Source organism: Endozoicomonas atrinae, assembly GCF_001647025.1.
Taxonomy (GTDB): domain Bacteria; phylum Pseudomonadota; class Gammaproteobacteria; order Pseudomonadales; family Endozoicomonadaceae; genus Endozoicomonas; species Endozoicomonas atrinae.
This window is the reverse complement of record NZ_LUKQ02000907.1, coordinates 1-251: the sequence shown is the minus strand read 5'-3', so window position 1 is coordinate 251 and position 251 is coordinate 1. Positions and strand designations below refer to the sequence as shown.

1 pseudogene is annotated in these 251 nt (G+C 45.0%); it reads left to right on the top strand.

Annotated elements, in window-relative coordinates:
- A pseudogene (locus AK963_RS31685) lies at nt 1-127 on the top strand (transposase); the annotation flags it as partial.
- Nucleotides 128-251 lie beyond the last annotated feature (124 nt).

The following is a 251-nucleotide window of genomic DNA, read 5'->3' as shown; positions in this document are numbered from 1 at the left end:
AGCGATTAACACCGTGTTCCCAATGGCTCAGGTTCAGCTGTGTATTGTGCATCAGGTACGTAACTCGCTGAAATACGTCTCCTACAAGGACCGTAAATGCGTCGCCAGCGACCTGAAACGGATTTACTGTCATCACCGGCGTAAAAAGTCCTCAAAACACCAGTCCAAAATGACCTGTCGTTAAGTATAGCTTTTTGGGGTGGTCTGCAAGTCTGATAGTTCCAGAAAGTTAAATATTTTACTAAGCTGAC